This window comes from Actinomyces sp. SKVG-SVH-4(1), assembly GCF_048514265.1.
GTDB classification, from domain to species: Bacteria; Actinomycetota; Actinomycetes; order Actinomycetales; family Actinomycetaceae; genus Actinomyces; species Actinomyces oris.
Genome location: NZ_JBGEVE010000009.1, coordinates 59,388 through 78,734 on the forward strand (window position 1 = coordinate 59,388; position 19,347 = coordinate 78,734).

At 69.7% G+C, this 19,347-nt stretch carries 17 protein-coding genes and 1 tRNA gene; 10 read left to right on the forward strand and 8 right to left on the reverse strand.

The window, feature by feature from the left end:
- The first annotated feature begins 313 nt into the window (after positions 1 to 313).
- On the forward strand, positions 314 to 1,222 hold the full coding sequence (locus AB7V09_RS08755; protein WP_075415561.1) for an alpha/beta fold hydrolase: 909 nt from the start codon (positions 314 to 316) through the stop codon (positions 1,220 to 1,222).
- Between the two features lie 114 nt (positions 1,223 to 1,336).
- Here AB7V09_RS08755 and AB7V09_RS08760 read toward each other — a convergent pair whose 3' ends face one another.
- From AB7V09_RS08760 to nth, 3 genes are all read right to left on the reverse strand, one after another.
- The gene (locus AB7V09_RS08760) at positions 1,337 to 2,725 is read right to left on the reverse strand and encodes an FtsX-like permease family protein (protein ID WP_419143526.1); all 1,389 of its coding nucleotides are present in this window, start codon (positions 2,723 to 2,725) and stop codon (positions 1,337 to 1,339) included.
- A 34-nt stretch (positions 2,726 to 2,759) separates the two neighbouring features.
- Entirely contained in the window at positions 2,760 to 3,599 is an 840-nt protein-coding gene (locus AB7V09_RS08765; RefSeq protein ID WP_419143527.1) for an ABC transporter ATP-binding protein, read from the reverse strand.
- A 206-nt stretch (positions 3,600 to 3,805) separates the two neighbouring features.
- A complete protein-coding gene (nth, locus tag AB7V09_RS08770) occupies positions 3,806 to 4,555 on the reverse strand; it encodes an endonuclease III (protein WP_419143528.1) in 750 nt (249 codons plus the stop codon).
- A 312-nt stretch (positions 4,556 to 4,867) separates the two neighbouring features.
- Here nth and AB7V09_RS08775 point away from each other — a divergent pair, with 312 nt between their 5' ends.
- A complete protein-coding gene (locus tag AB7V09_RS08775; protein WP_003787943.1) occupies positions 4,868 to 5,545 on the forward strand; it encodes a Crp/Fnr family transcriptional regulator in 678 nt (225 codons plus the stop codon).
- Positions 5,546 to 5,702: 157 nt separating this feature from the next.
- Here AB7V09_RS08775 and AB7V09_RS08780 read toward each other — a convergent pair whose 3' ends face one another.
- Positions 5,703 to 5,894 carry a DUF4177 domain-containing protein gene (locus tag AB7V09_RS08780; protein ID WP_279012755.1) on the reverse strand — a complete coding sequence of 64 codons (192 nt, stop codon included), beginning with the start codon at positions 5,892 to 5,894 and terminating at the stop codon, positions 5,703 to 5,705.
- A 58-nt stretch (positions 5,895 to 5,952) separates the two neighbouring features.
- On the reverse strand, positions 5,953 to 6,288 hold the full coding sequence (locus AB7V09_RS08785; RefSeq protein ID WP_020991983.1) for a WhiB family transcriptional regulator: 336 nt from the start codon (positions 6,286 to 6,288) through the stop codon (positions 5,953 to 5,955).
- Between the two features lie 517 nt (positions 6,289 to 6,805).
- Here AB7V09_RS08785 and AB7V09_RS08790 point away from each other — a divergent pair.
- Both AB7V09_RS08790 and AB7V09_RS08795 read left to right on the forward strand, forming a co-directional pair.
- Positions 6,806 to 8,881 (forward strand): transglycosylase domain-containing protein, encoded by a 2,076-nt coding sequence (locus AB7V09_RS08790; RefSeq protein WP_419143529.1) that lies wholly within the window; start codon positions 6,806 to 6,808, stop codon positions 8,879 to 8,881.
- A gap of 51 nt (positions 8,882 to 8,932) precedes the next feature.
- A complete protein-coding gene (locus AB7V09_RS08795; RefSeq protein WP_419143530.1) occupies positions 8,933 to 9,919 on the forward strand; it encodes a metallophosphoesterase in 987 nt (328 codons plus the stop codon).
- 237 nt (positions 9,920 to 10,156) lie between these two features.
- Here AB7V09_RS08795 and AB7V09_RS08800 read toward each other — a convergent pair whose 3' ends face one another.
- Both AB7V09_RS08800 and AB7V09_RS08805 read right to left on the reverse strand, forming a co-directional pair.
- A complete protein-coding gene (locus AB7V09_RS08800; protein ID WP_075415557.1) occupies positions 10,157 to 11,071 on the reverse strand; it encodes an SDR family oxidoreductase in 915 nt (304 codons plus the stop codon).
- 284 nt (positions 11,072 to 11,355) lie between these two features.
- Positions 11,356 to 11,904 (reverse strand): O-acetyl-ADP-ribose deacetylase, encoded by a 549-nt coding sequence (locus AB7V09_RS08805; protein WP_419143531.1) that lies wholly within the window; start codon positions 11,902 to 11,904, stop codon positions 11,356 to 11,358.
- A 278-nt stretch (positions 11,905 to 12,182) separates the two neighbouring features.
- On the opposite strand from AB7V09_RS08805, the gene AB7V09_RS08810 reads away from it, so the two are divergent.
- A tRNA-Pro gene (locus AB7V09_RS08810) sits at positions 12,183 to 12,256 on the forward strand.
- A 743-nt stretch (positions 12,257 to 12,999) separates the two neighbouring features.
- Positions 13,000 to 13,461, forward strand: a complete 462-nt coding sequence (locus AB7V09_RS08815) for a hypothetical protein (RefSeq protein ID WP_419143532.1) — start codon at positions 13,000 to 13,002, stop codon at positions 13,459 to 13,461.
- A 231-nt stretch (positions 13,462 to 13,692) separates the two neighbouring features.
- Here AB7V09_RS08815 and AB7V09_RS08820 read toward each other — a convergent pair whose 3' ends face one another.
- Positions 13,693 to 14,226 (reverse strand): hypothetical protein, encoded by a 534-nt coding sequence (locus tag AB7V09_RS08820; protein ID WP_309336993.1) that lies wholly within the window; start codon positions 14,224 to 14,226, stop codon positions 13,693 to 13,695.
- 481 nt (positions 14,227 to 14,707) lie between these two features.
- Here AB7V09_RS08820 and AB7V09_RS08825 point away from each other — a divergent pair, with 481 nt between their 5' ends.
- The 4 genes from AB7V09_RS08825 to AB7V09_RS08840 all read left to right on the forward strand — a co-directional run bounded on the left by AB7V09_RS08825 (position 14,708) and on the right by AB7V09_RS08840 (position 19,130).
- Positions 14,708 to 16,336, forward strand: coding sequence for a diacylglycerol kinase family protein (locus tag AB7V09_RS08825; RefSeq protein WP_419143533.1), 1,629 nt, complete (start codon positions 14,708 to 14,710; stop codon positions 16,334 to 16,336).
- 192 nt (positions 16,337 to 16,528) lie between these two features.
- Positions 16,529 to 17,839: a Mur ligase family protein gene (locus tag AB7V09_RS08830; protein ID WP_009747675.1), complete on the forward strand. Its 1,311-nt coding sequence runs from the start codon at positions 16,529 to 16,531 to the stop codon at positions 17,837 to 17,839.
- Entirely contained in the window at positions 17,836 to 18,591 is a 756-nt protein-coding gene (locus AB7V09_RS08835) for a type 1 glutamine amidotransferase (RefSeq protein WP_009747693.1), read from the forward strand. Before AB7V09_RS08830 ends, AB7V09_RS08835 begins: the two co-directional genes overlap by 4 nt.
- A gap of 338 nt (positions 18,592 to 18,929) precedes the next feature.
- Positions 18,930 to 19,130: a PspC domain-containing protein gene (locus AB7V09_RS08840; RefSeq protein WP_009747687.1), complete on the forward strand. Its 201-nt coding sequence runs from the start codon at positions 18,930 to 18,932 to the stop codon at positions 19,128 to 19,130.
- Positions 19,131 to 19,347: the final 217 nt, after the last annotated feature.

Below are 19,347 nucleotides of genomic sequence, written 5' to 3' on the forward strand. Positions count from 1 at the left end.
CCCGCCCGAGACAACACGCACCCAGCCGCGCAGAATGTCCCCGGCCACTCGAGGACGCCCCCACCAGGAGACACCCCGCACCAGCGGGGACACTCCAGTACCGACGGGGGCATTCCAGTACCACCGGGGACAATCGACGCCGTCGGGGACCGAATTCCTGTCCCCCAACGCGCATCTTGTCCCCGCCCGAGACGACACGCACCCAGCCGCGTGGAATGTCCCCGGCGGGCGGCCCTGAGGCGGTGCAGGACGACGTGGGCGGTACTGGGCGGCCCCGTCGCCGGTACGGGGCGCCGACCAGTAGGCTGCGGGCGTGCCTGTTGACGTCAATCGCCCCGGCCCCTGGACCCACCGCAACCTCACCGCCCGCGGCACTCGTTTCCATGTCGCGCTGGCGGGCCCCGAGGCCCCGGCCGGAGCCGGCCCCCTCACCCTCCTGGTGCACGGCTTCCCCGAGTGCTGGTGGACCTGGCATCACGTCATCCCCGCCCTCGCGCAGGCCGGGCACCGCGTGGCGGCCCTCGACCTGCGCGGCTTCGGCGGCTCGGACCGGCCGCCGTCGGGCTACGACCTGGTGACGCTCGCCCAGGACCTGGCCGCCGTGGTCCGCTCCCTGGGGCACGAGCGCGCCGTGGTCGTCGGCGCGGGGCTCGGCGGTCAGGTCGCCTGGGCGCTGCCGCACCTGGCCCCGGACCTGACGACGGCGATCGTCCCGGTCGGCGCCCCCCACCCGCTCGCGCTGCGCTCGCTGCGGACCCGGGCCCTGTCCGGGCCGGCGCTGCAGTACGCGAGCCTGCGGATCCCGGGCCTGGCCGAGCGCCGCCTGCGCAGCCGCAGCGCCCTGGAGGGCCTGCTGCGTTCCTGGGCCGGGCCGCACACGCGCGAGGCACTGGCCGAGGAGGCCCCCTACTACGCCGAGCTCCTGTCCCGACCCGGCGCCGCCCGCAGCGCCCTGGAGCCGCTGCGCAACCTCGTGCTGTCCCGGGCGGAGACGGCGGCCCTGGACAAGCCGGTGGCGGTGCCCGTCCTGTCGGTGCAGGGCGAGCTCGACCCGGTCCAGCCCGCCCAGGCCTACGCGCGCGACACCCATCACGTGGCCGGCAACCTGCGTCAGGTAACAGTCCACCGCTCCGGCCACTTCCCCCAGGAGGAGACCCCTGCGGGGTTCGTCCGGGCCCTGCTGCCCTTCCTGGCCGACGTCGCCCCGCCCGCTTCCGCCTGAGGCCGCGAGCCGGACACTTATCGCGCAGCCCCGTTGTTCTTCGGTAGGTCTGCACATGAAGTGCCCAACCTCGACGGGTGCAGCGCGGTCAACCCGGCGCCGGCTCACACCGTCTCACACCGGCTGGCGCAGGTTGTCCATGAGGGAGCGCCGGTCGAGCTGGGCGGGCAGCCAGGTGGTTGCCACCGCGAGCGCCAGCGAGATCCCACTGACGAGGACCAGCAGCCCCACCGGGACCGAGGCGACCAGGACCGCCGTCCCGCCCCCGGAGTACAGCGCGGCGTAGACGGCGCTGACGGCGGTGGCCGCCAGCCCGAAGAGGATGCCGGTGACGGCGTAGATGACACCCTCCAGCGCCGTGGAGGCCAGAACCGTGCGGGTGCGCGCCCCGATGACCCCCAGCAGCGCCCCTTCTTGGCGTCGGGCCCGCCCCACCATGGCGATATTGGCGATCCCGCCGACGCCGGAAATGAAGAAGGTTGGAACCCCGACAGAGAGGAACCCGCTGACCGAGCCCTGCGCGCCCATGGCCTGCCCAGCCCCGACGGCGGCGTAGACGGTGCCGGTCAGGGCCACGGCGATGGCGAAGGGGACGATCGTCGTCATCGACAGGGAGGCGCGGTGGCGGGCGTTGGCGCGGGCGGCGAACCAGGCGGGGCTGCGGCCCGGGATGAGGGCGGTCCACCAGGTCAGCAGTGGCCGCAGCGTCCAGCTGGGCACGCTCAGGGCAGCGATCGCGGCGAGGAGCCCCATGGAGGCGCCGGCCATCGCGCGATCCCCCGGGTCGTTGAGGTTCATACCGGACGTGGCCATCTCCGCCCTCTCCGCGTCACTCATGGGTAGAGAGCTCTCAAAGGGGGTCATGACCAGCCCCAGGAGCATGATGCCGACGACCACCCACTGCCACCACCGGGTCCGGGTCTGCGGAGCCGTGGCCTCCCGCAGCGCCTGCATCTCGGGGACCGACGCCGCCCGTCGGGCCGGCCCCATCGCGCCCAGGACGCAGAACAGCATCGTCACGGCGATGGTCAACGGCACCACGAAGCCCGGCATGATGATGGGCAGATTCTGGGGAAACACGTCGAACTCCCGCCAGGTGAGCAGGTAGACGCGGACCAGCGGCAGGCTGGTCACCGCCCCCATGACGCCTCCGAGCAGCCCGATCACCCCGACCTGCGCCAGGATGATGCGCCGGATGCGGCTGCCGGGGATGCCCAGGACCTTCCACAGCGCGTGGGAGCACTGCTGGGCTGAGACGGTCAGGCCCAGCGTCGTGGACAGGATGACGGCGGTGGCCAGCCCCGCGTAGGAGACAAGGCTGGAGCCGATGATGTGGGCGGCGTTGATGAGCTCGGCCGAGCCCTGGGCCTGGGCCCAGTTCAGGGCGCTGTACCAGGCGGTGATGATGACGCCGATGATGGCGCCGCCGACCGTGGCGACGAGCAGTGACCACAGCCACTGGCGGGCGTGGTGGCGCAGGTCGTTCCAGATGAGTGTGACCATGATCTTCTCCGATCCTCTCCTGATCCGGCCCCGGTCAGGCGGCGCGCGTGGCTCGCGCCGAGTGGACGAGCTCAGCGATCTGGCGGGCGTCACGGCAGCCGGTCCACTGCACCAGGTGCCCCTGACTCATGACGGCGACCGCGTCGGCACGGGCGGCGGCCTCGACGTCGTGGGTCACCATGACCACGGTGGTGCCCTGCTCGGTGAGCCGGCGCAGCCAGTCCAGGACGAGGGCGGCGGAGTCCAGGTCGAGGGCGCCGGTGGGCTCGTCGGCGAAGACGATCCGGGGGCGGCTGGCCATGACGCGGGCGATGGCCACGCGCTGGCGCTCCCCGCCGGAGAGCTGGTGGGGCTTGAGGCCGGCGCGGTGAGCGAGCCCGACGGCGTCGAGGGCCTCCCGGGTCTGGGCGCTGTTCAGGGGACGCCCGGCCAGGCGCGTGGGCATGGAGACGTTGTCGGCGGCACTCAGGGAGGCGATGAGGTTGTACTCCTGGAAGACGAAGCCGACGTGGCGGGCGCGGAACCGGGCCCGCTCGGCGGCCCGCATCCCGGAGGTGAGGGCGCCGAGCATGGTCACCTGTCCGCTGGTGGGCTCATCGAGGCCGGCCATGCAGTGCAGCAGCGTGGACTTGCCCGACCCGGAGGCCCCGACGACGGCGGTGAAGCTGCCCTCGGGCAGGTCGGCGTCGACGTGGTCCAGGGCGGTGACGCGGGCGTCCTGGCGTCCGGGGACCTCGTAGACGCGGGTCAGGCCGCGCAGCCGGATGGCGACCGGCGACGTCGGGCCCGGCCCGGCAGGCGGCGTGGTCGGCGGCAGGGATGAGGCGGGGGCGGCGGTCGGGTCGGAGGAGGCCAGGGGCGAGTGAGCAGTCATGCCTCCAGCCTGACGGCGCCGTCTCTCCCAGCCCATCCGGCCATCTGGCGAATCGAAGGTGGGGCTAGCCCGACACCGGTCCCGGACACCTCCACCTGACGTCCCCGAGAAGCGCATTCTTCGCGTATCCCTGCAGAAACGGTAGGACGACGCAGCGTCCGCCCGGCTCGGCGTCAGCTCGGCGCCGGCCTGCACGGGCTCGGCCCTCAGACCCCCACCTGCGGGCACAGCCCGGCCTCGAGCAGTGTGCACTGGCCGCAGCGGGGCGAGCGGGCCGAGCACACCTGGCGCCCGTGCTCGATGAGCCGGTGGCAGCCGTCTGTCCAGCGCCACGGCTCCCACAGGGCCGCGATGTCCTTCTCCACGCGCAGCGGGTCCTTCGACGTCGTCCACCCCAGGCGGCGCGAGAGCCTGCCCACGTGGGTGTCCACGGTGATGGCGGGCTGGCCGAAGGCGTTGCCGAGCACGACATTAGCGGTCTTGCGCCCCACTCCCGGCAGGGCCACGAGCTCCTCGCGGCTGCGCGGGACCCGCCCCTCGAAGCGCTCGGTGAGTGCCTGACCGATGCCGAGCAGGTGGCCGGCCTTGGCGCGCTGGAAGCCGAGCGGCCGCAGGATCGCCTCGAGGTCCTCGCGCCGGGCGGCTCCCAGGGCGGCGGCGTCGGGGTAGCGCTCGAAGAGCTCGGGGGTGACGGTGTTGACGCGCGCGTCAGTGGTCTGGGCCGACAGGACGGTGGCCACGAGCAGCTGGAAGGGGCCGTCGTGGTCCAGGGCGCAGGCGGCGTCGGGGTAGAGGGTCATGAGCTCGTCGTCGACGGCGCCCGCGCGCCGGGCCGGCTCGGTCGTCAGCGCCGCCTCAGCAACCTCGGGTCCGGTCCCGACCTCCCCCGCCGCCTCGGCCCCAGCGGTCTCGCTACTCGCTGCCCTACGCACTGTGTCCTCTCTCCGCGATCTCATCGGCGGCGGCGTCAGCACCACCGACACCATCAGTGCCGCCCACACCGGAGGGGTCCTCCTGCGAGCCCCGGTCCGCCTCTGAGCGGGTCTTCCTCCGCAAACCGCCATTGCAGTCGATCCCGCCGCCGGCCCGCAAGCTCACGGCTGGGACCGTGTCGCACGACGCACCCGATGTTGCTCACTCCCCTTTGACCTGCAACACACGGGGGCTACAATGCTCGACGGCGTGCCACAGGTCACAAGCCGTGGCAGGATAGACCCGAGGGCTCCCGCATGCGGGATGCCAGCCCCCTAACCACCAGGAGGATCTCCGTGGAAGACAGCATTATCTCCAGGATCCCGCTCTTCGAGGGCCTGAGCCCGGAGGAGCAGGAGGAACTGCGCGCCATGATGACGCAGACGACTCTGCGCCGTGGCGAGACCCTCTTCAACGAGGGCGACTCAGGCGACCGCCTCTACATTCTCCTCTCCGGGAAGGTGAAGCTCGGCCACGCCAGTGCCGACGGCCGCGAGAACCTGCTCGCGGTGCTCGGCCCCGGCGAGATCGTCGGCGAGCTGACCCTGTTCGACCCGGGCCCGCGCTCCACCACCGCCACCGCCGTGGCCCCCACCGAGCTCCTGACGCTGGACCACAACCAGCTCATGACCTTCGTGGAGTCCCACCCGCAGCTGGCCAAGGACATGCTGCGCGCCCTGGCCCAGCGCCTGCGCCGCACGAACACCGCGCTGGCGGACCTCGTCTTCTCCGACGTGCCCGGCCGCGTGGCCAAGGCCCTGCTGGACCTGGCCGACCGCTTCGGCTCACCCACCGACGACGGCGTCCACGTCCCCCACGACCTCACCCAGGAGGAGCTCGCCCAGCTGGTGGGCGCCTCGCGTGAGACGGTCAACAAGTCGCTGGCCGAGTTCGTCTCCCGCGGCTGGATCCGCCTGGAGGGCCGGGCCGTCACGCTGCTCGACGTCGACCGCCTGCGCCGTCGCGCCCGCTGAGGTCCCGTCTCGGGTCGCGAGCCCTCAGCGCAGCGCACCGGAGAAGCCGCCGGGCGCTGACACCCGCATCAACCGCAGAGACGACGCCGCGCCTGCAGCCGGAAGGTACCGGACCGCAGGCGCGGCGTCGTGCGCACCGGCCTCGCCGGGCGGCCCGTCAGGACCGGGGGCGCTTGAGGTAGGCGATGAGGTTGTCCGTGCCGGAGGGGCCGGGCACGACCTGGACGAGCTCCCAGCCGTCAGCACCCCACTGGTCGAGGATCTGCTTGGTGGCGTGAGTGATGAGGGGGACGGTGACGTACTCCCAGGTGGTCGGCGCAGAGGATACGGGCTCAGATGATGCAGTCATGGGCCTCAGCCTAGAGCCCACCGCCAGGCGCCGGAAGCCGGCAACGCGGGGAAGGCCCTCAGGAGGCGCAGCGCACCCGGGCCAGGATGCGAGGGGCACGGCGGGCGTGGATCTCGGCGACGAGCTCGTCATCCTCACGCTCGAGCCACAGGCCCCAGTCGTCGACCTCGGGGAAGCGCCGCAGCAGGGCCCGCCTCTCCCGCTCGGTCAGCCCGCCCCAGACGCCGAAGCTGGACTCGGAGTTGAGCGCCTCGGCCAGGCACTCCATACGAACCGGACATGCGAAGCACAGGGATCGTGCGTCGCGCTGCTCAGCGCCCTTGCCGAAGAGCTGGTCAGGCTCGACGGTGGCGCAGGCCGCTTGGGCCGCCCAGGTCTGGTCGTCTTGAATCATGCTCACTCCCGATCCATTCAACGGCCGACGCCGTTGTCGGTCACGTCACAGTCGTTACCGTATGGCAATCGAGTGTCTCTCACCAAATCCTCCCCTCGAGACCTGGGCAATCCGATCGGCGCAGATCCCCGACAGTGCGCCGAAGATCAGTACCGACGAGGAGAGTTCTCTGATAGCGAGCCGATTGCCGGACATCGAGCCCGCTGCGCCCCGAGCCTTTCCCACGGCTGAGGATTCCGGTTCTCACGGACGACAGCCCACCTCCGAACCACACCTCTCCTCAAAAGATCGTGACGTCACCGTGACTCCTACCTGGTGAATTACTAAGAATTATCTGTGTGCCGGAGCCGTCTCGCTATGTGATCGAGCCGCCCCGTCGTCGGGCGCCCGCCACGCCGTCGAGTCACCCCACAGTCCCGCCGAACAGAGGGCGCAGAGCCGGCCTCCAAGGGTCTTCCCAGCCCGAAGAGGGTCTACGCCACTGCATCCTCCAAGCGATTCCACGTAGGCTGACGCCATGGCGAAATCCTCTGCGCGCGGGCGCTCCCTGACACCACCCCAGGTCGTCTCGATGCTCGTGGTCTTCCTGACTCTCTCGTGCGTCGGCGGGGTCCTGTCCGCGGGCTTCGCCGCCCCCTTCGTGGGCGCCACGGCAGCGCTGACCAAGGCATCCGCCGAGCTCTTCGAGGAGCTCCCCAGCGACTTCAACGTTCAGCCGCCCAGCCAGATCTCCACCCTCCTGGCCTCCGATGGCTCCGAGATCACCAAGTTCTACGCGGAGAACCGCATCGTGGTGCCCCTGAGCTCGATCTCGGTCAACATGCAGAACGCGATCGTCGCCGTCGAGGACCAGCGCTTCTACCAGCACCAGGGCGTCGACCCCACCGGCATGGTGCGGGCCCTGGTGTCCAACAACGCCGGCGGCTCGCGTCAGGGCGCCTCCACGCTGACCCAGCAGTACGTGCGCAACACCCTCATCGAGACCGGTCTGAAGAACGACGACCACAAGCTCATCCGGGACGCCACGGAGAGCACCGTGGCCCGCAAGCTGCGGGAGATGAAGTTCGCCCTCAGCCTGGAGCAGAAGTACTCCAAGCAGCAGATCCTCGAGGGCTACCTCAACATCGCCGCCTTCAGTCCCTCCACCTACGGGGTGGAGGCCTCCTCGCTGCACTACTTCAATAAGCACGCCAAGGATCTGACGGTGGCCGAGGCCGCCCTGCTGGCCGGAACCACCAACGCTCCCAGCGCCTACGACCCCAAGTCCCAGCCGGAACTGGCCAAGAATCGTCGGGACTGGGTGCTGGCCAAGATGCTGGAAGAGAAGTTCATTACCAAGCAGCAGTACGACGAGGCCGTCAACTCCGAGATCAAGCTCGATATTCAGGACTCGCCCGCGGGCTGTGGGGCCGCGGGCAGCTACGCCTACTTCTGCACCTATGTGGTCAATGAGATCCTCGGCTCGGAGAACTTCGGACCCAATGTCGCCGCCCGCCGTCAGCTCCTGACGCGCGGTGGTCTGAAGATCACCACCACCTTGAACCTCGAGCGTCAGAGTGCCGCCGATTCCGTCATTCAGGCCAGGACTCCGATCGGGGGCTCCGACGGAGCCAACTCCACCATCGTCTCGATCGAGCCCGGCACAGGACGAATCCAGGCTCTGGCCCAGAACACCAACTACGAGGACTCCCAGCTCGTCTTCGCAGCGGACGCCAAGCACGGTGGGATCGAGCTCCCCGACGGAAACGTCGGCTTCCAGCCGGGGTCGACCTTCAAGGCAATCATCCTGGCCGAATGGCTCAAAACCGGCCACACGCCCTACCAGATGCTGAACGCCTCCGCGCCGAAGAACTACGGGCCCAATACGTTCACAGTTTCCTGCGATCCCGACCGTGCGGCCGGCTCCTGGCCCGTCAACAACGTCGCCGGAACCAACGCCGGCATGATGACCGTCAGAGAAGCCACGAAGCAGTCCATCAACACGGGCTTCACCGAGATGCTCAGGGACCTCGATGTCTGTGAGGTCACGAAGCTCGCCGCCTCCATGGGCATCACCAAGGCGGACGGGAGCCAGCTGGATCCTGACCCCTCCATCGCCCTGGGAAGCACACCCGTCCCACCGCTCAGCATGGCCAACGCCTACGCAACCTTCGCCTCCGGTGGCAAGTACTGCAAGCCCATCGCCATCGACCAGATCCTGGATGCCAGCGGCACCTCGATGGCCGTACCCAGCGCTGACTGCACCCAGGCCATGGACCAGGGCGCCGCGGACGAGACCGCAAAAACGCTCCGGGCCACATCCGAACCAGGAGGTACCGCTAAGGACGCCGTCTTCGGCCGACCGATCGCGGGCAAGACCGGAACCACGGATGAGGCTGAGAACACCTGGTTCGTGGGATTCACCCCGCAGCTGTCCACCGCGGTCTGGATCGGTGACGCCACGGAGAGCGGCAGGAGCCTTGTCGGCAGGACGATCGGAGGGGTGTACTTCCCGAAGATTTACGGTAGTGACCTGGCCGTGCCGATGTGGCGCGACTACATGTCCCAGGCCGTGGCGAACGATCCTGCCCTGCCCATTCCCTCCCACGGGTGAACGACTCTCCCCGCGAGAACGACAACTGCACAGAACAGGACCCGACTCCCCATGACGCCCTGCCCTGCCGGCCGCGCCGCCCTGTCCGTCATCGGCACCACCGCTGCCCTGGGGGCGGCCACGCTGGCCTACAGCCTCATTGAGGCCAGGTGCCCCGTGCTGCGGCGCATCGACGTGCCGGTGCTCGCCGCCGACGAGGAGCCTCTCACGGTGCTGCACCTGGCCGATCTTCACCTGACGGGCCACACCGAGGCGCGGGTCGCCTGGGTGCGGCAGCTGGCGCAGCTGCAGCCCGACGTCGTCGTCAACACCGGCGACAACCTCTCACTGGCATCCGGGCTGGAGCCGCTGCGGCGGGCACTCGAACCGCTGACGGGCCTGCCCGGGGCCTTCGTCATGGGCGACCACGACTACCGCTCCACCGTCTTCCGCCTGCCGACGCGCTACCTGCACCGGGACCCGCGCAAGGCCTCCAGTCGCGTGCGCGACGAGGACATCGAGGCCCTGCCCTGGGAGGAGGTCCGTGACCTGCAGGCCGCAGGCGGCTGGGTGGACCTGACCAACCGGCGTGGCTCGCTGACCGTGCGCGGGCGGCGCATCGAGCTGGTCGGCGTCGACGACCCGCACGCCAACCGCGATGTCCTGCCCGTCCCCGAGGCCGCCGGCTCAGCGGAGTCGGCCACCTCCCTGCCGGCGATCCGTGACCATGAGGGCCGGGCTCTGCGGCTGGGGCTCACGCACGCCCCCTACCGGCGGGTCCTGGAGGCGATGTCGGCCGACGACGTCGACCTGGTCCTGGCCGGGCACACCCACGGCGGGCAGCTGTGCGTGCCCGGGGTGGGGGCACTGGTGACGAACTGCGACCTGGACCGGGGGCGCGCCTCGGGGCTGTCGCAGTGGCCGGGCCGGCTCGGGGACCCGCGGGCCGCCGACCACATGTACCTGCACGTCTCCGCCGGACTCGGCACGAGCCCCTACACGCCCGTGCGCCTGGCCTGCCGGCCCGAGGCCACGCTGCTGCGCCTGCTGCCGGCCTGAGGCGCCGCGCCCCAGCGCTCCCCCCGCCAACACTTCGACCAAGCCGCACCTCCCCCGACACCCTTCCCACGCAACACTTCGACCCGTACCCCGCTAACACTTCGACAGAATCTTCAGAAACGACCCGGAGCCGCGTCTTCTATGAAGTTTCGGTCGAAGTGTGTGGGGGTCGCGGGACGCGCGCAGTGGGACGGGGCAGGCAGAGCGCACAGGTAAGCCGGCGCCTGGGCGCGGCAGTCAGCGGCGCCAGCGGGCGAAGCCGCCCTCGGAGTTGATGACCTGCCCGGTGATCCAGCGGGCCTCGTCGGTGAGCAGCCAGGTGATGAGGCGGGCCGCGTCGTCGGGCTCACCCCAGCGCCCCTGGGGGAACATGACGGCAGTCGCCTCGCGGTCCGCCTCGGTGACGTAGCCGGTGTCGACGGGGCCGGGGTTGACCGTGTTGACGGTGATGCCGGCGTCGATGAGCTCATCGGAGATCGTCGGGGTGAGGCCGGCGATGGCAGCCTTGGCGGCGGCGTAGGCGATCTCCCCGGGCAGGGGACCCAGGCCCTGGCCCGAGGTGAGGAAGACGATCGACCCACTGCGGCGCGCGGAGCCGGACGGAGCGGGCGAGGAGAAGCCCTCCTGAGCGGCGAAGGCCTGCGCCAGGAGGATGGAGGCGCGGGCGTCGACGGCCCAGTGGGCATCCAGGACGGCCTCGGTCATCTCGCTGAGCGACCCGTCGGGACTGCTCATGGTCTGGTTGCACACGAGGGCGTCGAGGTGGCCGGCGGCGGCAGCGGCCTGCTCGACGACGCGGGCCGGCTCCCCGGAGGCGGCCAGGTCGGCAGGGATGTCGATGAGCCGGGCGGGGCCGACCAAGTGGGTGCGGATGGAGTCCATAACGGCGTCGATGTTGTCGGCGCCCCAGGGCTGGGAGGCGTCGTGCGGGCGGTAGTGGTGGGCGACGATGCTCGCCCCGTAGTCGGCGGCGCGGCAGGCGATGGCGTGGCCGATGCCCACGCGGCGGCTGACTCCCGTCACCAGGACGGTGCGCCCCGCCAGGGGCAGGGGGTCGCGGCCGGCCGGGCCGATAGGTCTTGTAGCGCCGCCGGGACCGCTGGGGCCGCACGGAGTGGTGGAGGGGTGTCCGTGATGAGCGTCGGTGGTCATGCAGGCGAGTGTAGGAGGACGGTCCACGCGTCTGGGGAGTTTTTCTTCCGTCCGGGGACAGTCCACGCGGGCGGGTGCCGTTGCCTCCGGGCGGGGACAGTGCGCGCGTCCGGGGACAGGGTTCCAGTCCCCCGACGCGTCGGACGTCCCTGGCCGTCCTGGGTGGTCCCCGAACATTATGGGATGTCCCCGACGGCGTCGTTTGTCCCCGTCAGTTCGAGGAGAGGGGATGGGAAGACGGTACAGAGGAGAGGGCGGAGGGAAGACCCTGGCGGGTCGGCGTCTTAGTGCTCGGTGCGCGCGAGCTCGCGGGCGAAGGCCTCGTGGTTGTCTGGCGAGGACAGGACGAAGCGGATGAGTTTCAGGCTGCCGACGGCGTCGGGATCGGTGTGGGAGCGCTGCTCGACGGCGCGGGCCGCAGCTACGGCGAGCTCGGCGACCTGGGCGATGGGCCATCCGTAGACACCGGCGGAGACGGCCGGCAGGGCGATGCCGGCGCAGCCGAGCTGGATGGCGAGCTCCAGGGAGCTGTCGAAGCAGGCGTGCAGCAGGGCGGGGTTGTCCTCACCGGCGTGAAGGTTGGGGCCCACGGTGTGGATGACCCAGGCGGCGGGTAGGTCGAAGCCGGGGGTGGCCACGGCGCAGCCGACCGGCAGTCCGTCGGGCAGCTCGGTGTCGCGCACCTTCTGGCAGGCATCGAGCAGGCCGGGGCCTGCGGCGCGGTGGATGGCGCCGTCGACGCCCCCTCCGCCCAGGAGGGTGCTGTTGGCGGCGTTGACGATGGCGTCGACCTTCTCGGTGGTGATATCGCCGACGACGGCCTCAATGCGCATGGGAGCTCCTTGTCTGCGACGGGTGCTCGGGGGCGTCCTCACGTCTTGTCAGTCCTTGCGCCTTTCGGGCGGAATGGGGCCCGATGACGAGGGCCCCGGCCGCTCAGGGCGCTCCTGGGCACGGACCAGCAGGTGGACCCGCCGTGAGCAGCCTGGCACGGTGGGCACCTCGAACCAACCGGGTTCCCACAGGGAGCGAACACCGACGTGACGGAGGACTCAGCCGATCCGATTTCCTCCCCACGGTGGGTGGAGGCTATGCTGTCGCCTGCTGCACACGGGGTGTGGCGCAGTTTGGTAGCGCGCTTCGTTCGGGACGAAGAGGTCGTGGGTTCAAATCCCGCCACCCCGACGACGAGGACGTCCGCGAGCTTGCTCGTGAGACGTCCGAGGAGGAAGGGGTCGACAGGCCGAAGGGCCTAAGCACCCCGACGATGAGAAGACCCATGAGCTTGCTCATGAGGTCTTCGAAGAGGAGGGGGTAAGAGGCCGCCAGGCCGAATACCCCGACCAAGGAGGAAACCCATGAGCTTGCTCATGAGGTTTCCGACGCGTAGGGGTCGAAAGGCCGAAGGCCTGAGCACCCCGACGATGAGAAGGCCTGCGAGTTCGCTCGCGGGCCTTCTGCCGTACCAGGGCCACAGAGCCCCAACCTGACCGGCTCAGCCCCGCCGGAGTCGACCAGCCCTATGGCTCAGTGTCCACAGCGCTGACATCAACGGCCCCGACGCCCCTGCACCCGGCTGAGATCGTTGGAATGCCGCAGTTTCGCCCGGGCGCGCAGCGCCGATTCGGGGCTGATGTCAGCACCATGGACACCGACACCCCGCAGTCCCTCGATGCCGTCCTCTGCCCAACCGTCAAGCCTCCCCACGTCGCGGGTGTTCGGTCGGGCGCGACTTCTCGCTTCACAGTCACGCCCGACCGCCTGCACTGCACGAGCATCGGGCGTACTCCATGGGGGTCGGGGGTTCGTGCAGTGCGCACAACCCACGGCCAGTTCCTCCCGCCCCTCGGGCAGTGGGAGCCCGAGACGAGGCCGCCGACCGAACGCTCTACCCTGAGGTGAGGACACCACCGGGAAGGAGGCCACACATGCCGGATCCCAGCACCGAGCTTGAGGAGCTGCGTCGCAGGGTCGAGGAGCAGTCCCAGCGAATCGATGAGCTCCAGGACGCCCTCCACACACTGTCGATCGCGGTCCAGTACCGGCAGGAGGAGCCCTACCTGGCCTTCCTGGCGGAGCACGGCATCGCCGGCCGACGGCGGATCGCCCTGATAACAGCTATCGCCGGAGTGCTCTCTCGGGCCCAGGGCGAGGTTCTTCCCCTCGGCCCTGGTGCTCGCGACGAGCTTCTGCCGGACTACCCCGCACTGGCCGAGGTCTACCTACCCGAACCGATCGACGGCGACGAGGCGGTCCGCGTCGTCGGCGAGGTGCTGGGTAGTGAACGTCTCGGCAAGCAGGCACTCGAGGCCCACCGCGCCCGCGGCCTGGGACTCGAAGGCCACCAGGCACTCACCGGCTGCTCAGACATCCCACCCCGAGACACGTAGCCGTGTTGCCCCGCATGGCCGAACCGTTCGACGCCGGTGCTCGCGCATCAGCGATACATCCGAGCCGCGTCGACGACCCCGCCGAGCAGGGGCCGCGCAGTGACGAACCGGAGGGGCCGGATCATCCGTCCCTCACGCTCACACAACGTGACGCGGGTCCTGCCTGCTCACGAAGGCAGACAGGACCAGCTACAACGTCATGCCACAACGTGGCAACCCGGCCGAAGATCGCTACTTCTCCTGCTTCTTAGCGTTGATCGTAAACGGCCCGCCGCCGGAGTCGGTGCCCGTGAGAGTCAAGGTCTTGGTCTTCTTGTCCCACGACAACGGGATATCCATCTCGTCAGCGCTCTCATACCGCCACTTGAATGACTTCGGAATCTCCTCGGTATTCACCTCTTCCGGAATACCCACACCAACCCCCTGAGATCCCTCATTGAAGAACCACTCAGCATCCCCGGTTTCTTTGAGCGTCAAGGACGTACCCGACAAGCTCCAGGTCCCCTCCGTCTGACGATCCTGGTCTCCACTCTTAGGGACGAAGGTCCATTTTCCGTCCGCCACCGTCACCGTGACGTCAGGGGCCTTCTCCAGGCCGTCCATGGTGACCTCCCAGGTCCCGGTGGCGAACTTCTTGAAGGCCAAGGTGGATCCGGAGCAGCCGGTCAGCGGGGCGACAGCCGCACCGACGGCCGCGATCGACAGGTACTTGAGGGTCTCGCGACGACCAAGGGCGTGAGTGAGGAACCGAATCTGCTGTCGCATGACATGCGTTCTTCGAGGTGAGTCGGGGGAACGGGCACTATGAGGCACCCAGGACTGACCGGCTCAATGTACCCATTTCCCACCTCCCTCGCAGGCGATTAAGGCCAACGCAGCCATTCACGTGCACGCGCACGTCACCGAATTCATCAGACAACACGCGAAGCTGACGGAAACATTCTCGCTCCGCTCACATCGCGCCACCCCTGCTCGCCAAAATCAGGAATCCACGACGCATCCGCAACCCCCTTTCTCGTCCCTCACCCCTCCTGCCGTCATCACACCCCCGCCGCAGCCCCCAGGGCGCGACCGCTCCACGCACCCCGCACAGCCGGCCGTCGTCCGGCTCCGCCGTCGGAACCGCCCCCCCTCACCCTCCACCACCCCAGCCACTTCGCCACCCACAGCCGGGACATACGCCGTCCACAGGCGCACCGGCTAGGCTGACTCCCGGATATTCACCCCGGGGAAAGGACGAGCGAGCGTGACCGAGCCTCCATGCGACTCCGCCACCCCCACCGCCGCCTCCCCCTCCCCCCGAGCCCCCCGACGCCTGAAGTACGTCGAGGCCGTCCTGTGCATCGGCTTCGCCCTGGCCTTCCTCGTGTGGACCTACCTGAGCGCCCCGGGACCGCTCACCCCCGGCGCCACACATCGCTCCCCCGCCATCGACGCCCTCCTGCCGACCCCCGACGCCCAGCTGCGGTCAGCCGCCGGCCAGCTCGCCGAGGCCTTCGCGACCCTCACCCACCCCTTCCTCATCCTCGGGCTCATCGTGGCCGGGGTCGCCTACGCCTACACGGCCCGCATGCGCCGCCTGAGCGTCTCGCTGGCCATCGCCGCCGCCGGCATCCCCACGCAGTACCTCATCGCCCTGTACCTGGCCCGCCCCGCCCCGGGCTCCACCTTCTCCGACTCCATCGCCGCCTTCGAGTACTCCTACCCCAACGGGCACATCACGGCGATGACCCTGGCCTCCTGGGTCCTGGTGACCCTCGCGCGCGCCCACCACCGCAGCACCATGGTCGCCGCCGGCACCGTCCTGGGCTACGCGGCCGTCGCCGTGACCGCCGTCAGCCAGTGGTACATGGGCCTGGCTGCGCTCAGCGACCTCGTCGGCGGCTTCCTCCTGGGTGCCGCCTTCGCGAACCTGGCCCTGCGGGTCGGCGGCATCGACGCGATCCTCACCAGCTGGGTCAACCGTCGCCTGTCGCGCGCCAGCAGCGAGAAGCGTGCCGCCGTCATCTACAACCCCACCAAGTTCGACGACCTCTCGCTCCTGCGCCGTCGGGTCGCCGCCGAGGTGCGCGCCGCCGGCTGGCTGCCCACCGTCTGGCTGGAGACCACCCCCGACGACCCCGGCCGCTCCATGGCCCGCCGCGCCCTGGAGGCCGGCGTCGACCTGGTCATGGTGGCCGGCGGCGACGGCACCGTGCGCGCCGTCTCCTCCGAGCTGGCCGGCACCGAGATGCCCATGGCTCTCATCCCCGCCGGCACCGGCAACCTGCTGGCCCGCAACCTCTCCGTCCCCTTGGACACCGACGCCGCCATCCGCCTGGCCCTGCACGGCCGCCTCCAGGCCATCGACATGGTCACCTGCGCCTTCGACGACGGCCAGGAGCGCTTCGTCGTCATGGCCGGTATGGGCCTGGACGCCCAGATCATGGAGTCCACCGACTCGGGCCTGAAGAAGGTCATCCGCTCGGGCGCCTACGCGGTGGCCGCCGTCCAGAACGCGGTCCCCGACCCCTTCACCGCCACCATCACCCTCGACGACGCACCCCCGGTGCGCCGCCAGATGGTCATGGCCCTCATGGGCAACGTCGGCACCATCACCGGCGGTATGACGCTCTTCCCGCGAGCCACTCCCTCCGACGGCCTGGTCGACCTGCTCCTGGCCAGCCCCGGCAAGGTCGTGGACTGGGCCCGCCTGGGGGCGCAGATCCTCACCCGCCAGGAGATGGAGGGCTTCACCCTCACCCGCGCCCGGAAGGTCCTCATCGAAGCCGACCGCCCCGTCCCCTTCGAGCTCGACGGCGACACGGTCGGCTCCACCCGCACCCTGCGCGCCGAGGTCGAGGACGGCGCCCTGCACGTCGTCGTCCCCCAGTAAGTCGCCCCGGCGAGCACTCCCGTCCCCCGCGAACCGGGCCGACCACGTGAGCATCGTGACGCATCCGTGACCGGCCCCGCTGCCCTAGACTGACGCCCAGTTGTTCCCCGTATGGGTGACTACAGCCCCCATCCGGGCACCCGCGCCCCGATCACATCGTCGGCGCGCCCCTCTTCAGCCAGCAGGAGTTCCATGCGTTCTCGTCTTACGGTCGCCCTCGGCCGCACAGCGCGCCTGGCCGCCCGCGTGCGCGGCGGCGGCAGCGGCGGCACCGCCTTCCCCGGCCTGGTCATGGAGCGCACCGACCCCGGTTTCCTGGAGCGCACCCTCGGCCGTCTGCCCCGCGGCGTCATCGTGGTCTCGGGCACCAACGGCAAGACCACGACCACCAAGATGGTCGTCCAGCTCCTGCGCGAGCAGGGCCTGAAGGTCTTCACCAACCGGACCGGCTCGAACTTCGTGCGCGGCGTGCTCGCCTCCCTGCTCACCGAGGTCGACGCCGCCGGCAACCTGGACGCCGACATCGCCGTCCTCGAGCTCGACGAGGCCCACGCCGTGCACTTCGTGGCCCGGGTCCGCCCGCGCGCCTGCCTCCTGCTCAACGTCATGCGCGACCAGCTCGACCGCTTCGGCGAGATCGACTACACCGCCTCCCTGCTGCACTCGATCGCCCAGGCCACCAGCGACGTCGTCGTCCTCAACGGCGACGACCCGCGCCTGGCCGCCCCCGCCTTCCTGGAGGGCGTCAGCGCCCGCGTCGTCTCCTTCGGCGCCGGGGAGGATCTGCGCTCCCTGTTCCTGTCCGACGACGACCTGCGCACCGGCACCGTCAGTCCCCGTCAGGCCGGCCAGGCCCCCGGACCGCGCGTCACCCTGGAGTCCATCGACGGCCAGCGCGCCACCGTGCGCGTGGACGGGGTCTCCCACGAGGTCGACTTCGCCATCCCCGGCGTCCACAACCTGCTCAATGCCTGCGCCGCCCTCGGGGTGGTCCTGGAGGTGCTGGGCGAGGACGCCGACCTGCCCGGGCTGCTGACCACCCTGGGGAACGTGCAGGCCGCCTTCGGCCGCGGCGAGGTGCTGACCCTGGATGGCCGCCCCGTCCAGCTCTCCCTGGTCAAGAACCCGGCCGGCTTCCGGATGGGACTGCTCTCGGCGGCCTCCCAGGCGCAGGACGGCGAGGTGGTGGTCGTGGCCATCAACGACGAGTACGCCGACGGCCGGGACATGTCCTGGCTGTGGGACGTGGACTTCTCGGCCCTGCGCGCCGGCGGGGTCGCCGTCGTCACCGGGGTGCGGGCCTGGGACATGGCCCTGCGACTGCGCTACGACGAGGTCGAGGTCGCCAAGGTCGAGCCCGACCTGCGCCGGGCCGTGGCCCTCATGCGCCGGGTGGCCGCCGACGCCGACCGTCCCATGCGGATCTTCACCACCTATACCGCGATGCTGGCCCTGCGCTCGATCCTGGGCGAGATGACGGACGTTGAGGAGGTCATGTCATGACCACGCGCTACGAGCACACCACTGACGGCCCCGCCCGCGGACATCTGCGCCTGCTCCAGCTCTACCCGAGGGACATGAACATCTACGGCGACTGGGGCAATACGCTCGTGCTGGCGCGGCGCGCCCAGTGGCAGGGCTACGACGTCGAGCTGCTCTCCTACGACCCGGGCGACGAGCTGCCCGGCGACATCGACATCCTCGTGGGCGGCGGCGGCCAGGACTCCGGTCAGGACCGCATCAAGGAGGACCTGGTCAAGGTCGGCCCCACCCTCAAGGCCTGGGCGGCCGACGGCGTCCCGATGCTGGCGATCTGCGGCCTCTACCAGCTCTTCGGGCACGGCTTCACCACTGCCAAGGGCCAGGAGATCCCCGGCATCAGTCTCATGGACGCCCATACGGTGGCCGGAGACACCCGCCTCATCGGCAACATCACCCTGGACACCGAGGACTTCGGCGCGGTGGTCGGCTACGAGAACCACTCCGGCCTGACCACCCTGGGGTCGGGCGCACGCCCCTTCGGCACCGTGAAGATGGGCGACGGCAACAACGGCAAGGACTCCACCGAGGGCGGGCGCGTCCACCACGTCATCGGTACCTACCTGCACGGCTCCCTGCTGCCCAAGAACCCGGCCGTGGCCGACTGGCTGCTGGCCCGCGCCGCCGAGCACGCCGGCACCACCTGGGAGCCCGAGCCGCTCGACGACTCCTGGGCCGAGCGCGCCCGAGCCGTGGCCATGAACCGGCCCCGCTGAGCGCTCAGCACCAAGGTGTGACGACGGGCCTGTGCCCGGGAAGTAGAAGCTCCCCGGGCACAGGCCCGTCGTCACACCTCCCTTATTTTCACAAGAGATATCGGACCAAATAAGAGAGGCTCGTGGAGAGATTCACGTCACTCTTATTGGACATCAAGTATTTTCCAAGGTTCGTCCCATGGAAGTGGGAGGAAACCTGCCCACATCTTGCCCCCTCAGTGCGCGCAAGCCTCACACCAGATATATTCACCGCCCGGTCACCCCCTGTTGGACACTCATTTATTCAGGCCGTGATCCCGGCGTGACATCAGTGCATCAGGCATTGCAGAATATGCGCCATGACAGCACAGAATTCTACTGGTTTCGATTGGCCCGCCCGTTCCGCTGACAAGATCTGGCTCGGCGTCTGCGGAGGCCTGGCCAACAAATGGAACGTTAATGCCTGGCTGGTCCGCATCACCTTCTTCCTCTTCGTGGTGCCGCTCGGCTACGTCTACTACCTGGGCGCCCAGAACATGCCCGCCCCTTCCGCCCGCTGACCCGCCCTCACCTCACCGGAAACCTCGATCCCACTCAATGATTCCCGAGGCCGCAGAGCGCAGGGAAACAGCTCTCGACTTCAGGTAGAAATATCCCCAACCAACCATCCCGGCATCTTATCGACCAACCACTTCCTGCTTCCGCAAGAATATCTATCTTCGGAGGCAGGAAGTGGTCTCAGCATATATTTTAAGGGACGACCCCGCCGTCGGGCCC